The 471-nt window shown below is 69.9% G+C and carries 1 protein-coding gene; it reads left to right on the top strand.

Annotation, left to right across the window (positions count from 1 at the left end; all coding sequences use genetic code 11):
• On the top strand, positions 1 to 471 hold a 471-nt coding region (locus tag ACR6JA_RS22360; protein ID WP_494599606.1), incomplete at both ends, for an STY4528 family pathogenicity island replication protein.

The raw sequence follows: 471 nt of genomic DNA, 5'->3' as shown, positions 1-471 counted from the left end.
GGCGCACCACGGCGCGAAGGCCCGGTTGCGCTGTCGGCGTTGTTCGACGAGGCGCTGCGGCACCTTGAGCCAAAGGAACCGGCGCAGGGCGCGGCGCCGAGCCAGGACGGCTTTCTCTACAGCGGCAACCGGCACGAGAGCGTCCCGCGCGCGCTGTTCCTCGACCGACGCCTGACGCCGCTGGAGCGCAATGCCTGGCAGGTGTTCCGCCTGCAGCTCAACGACGACGGCGTGACCGCCTTTCCTACCTACGACCAGCTCCGCCCCTATCTGGCGTCCATGCCCTGTGCGTCGCAAGCCTCGCACGAGACCGTGGCGCGCGCCTTGACGCTGCTGCGGCTGACGCGCTGGCTCAGCCTGGTGCGGCGGCGGCGTGATCCCAGGACCGGCCGTATCCTCGGCAATCTGTACGTGCTGCACGACGAGTCGCTGTCGCCGTTCGAGGCGATGCAGCTCGACCCGGACTACCTG

The organism is Cedecea sp. B1(4) (assembly GCF_059414925.1).
The sequence above is the reverse complement of the archived record's forward strand: the minus strand, read 5'-3'. Positions and strand labels throughout refer to the sequence as shown.